The organism is Mesorhizobium salmacidum (SeqCode) (assembly GCF_037179605.1).
Taxonomy (GTDB): Bacteria; Pseudomonadota; Alphaproteobacteria; order Rhizobiales; family Rhizobiaceae; genus Mesorhizobium; species Mesorhizobium salmacidum.
The window spans coordinates 1-415 of the sequence record NZ_JAPYKS010000100.1 but is presented as its reverse complement, the minus strand read 5'-3'; the positions used below and the strand labels follow the sequence as shown (position 1 = coordinate 415).

The 415-nt window shown below is 63.4% G+C and carries 1 protein-coding gene; it reads left to right on the top strand.

The window, feature by feature from the left end; translation table 11 throughout:
- Positions 1-415, top strand: a 415-nt coding sequence (locus O7A60_RS31815; RefSeq protein WP_337109599.1) for a CoA-transferase subunit beta, incomplete at both ends; no start/stop codon positions are given.

Genomic DNA, 415 nt, shown 5'->3' with positions numbered 1-415 from the left:
CCCCCAACGAGATGATGACGATCGCCGCCAGCCGTGCGTTGAAGAACGACGATGTCTGTTTCGTCGGCATCGGCGCGCCGTCGGCCGCCTGCAACGTCGCGCGGTTGACGCATGCGCCTGACATAACGCTGATCTATGAGAGCGGCACGATCGGCACCGCGCCCGACGTGCTGCCGCTGTCGATCGGCGACGGCGAATTGTGCGAAACCGCGGTCACCACCGTCGCGGTGCCGGAAATGTTCCGCTACTGGTTGCAGGGCGGCCGCATTTCCAAAGGTTTCCTCGGTGCCGCTCAGCTCGACAAGTTCGGCAACATCAACACCACCGTCATCGGCGACTATTTCCATCCCAAGACGCGTCTGCCCGGTGGCGGCGGCGCACCGGAGATCGCGACATCGTCGAAGGAGATCTACAT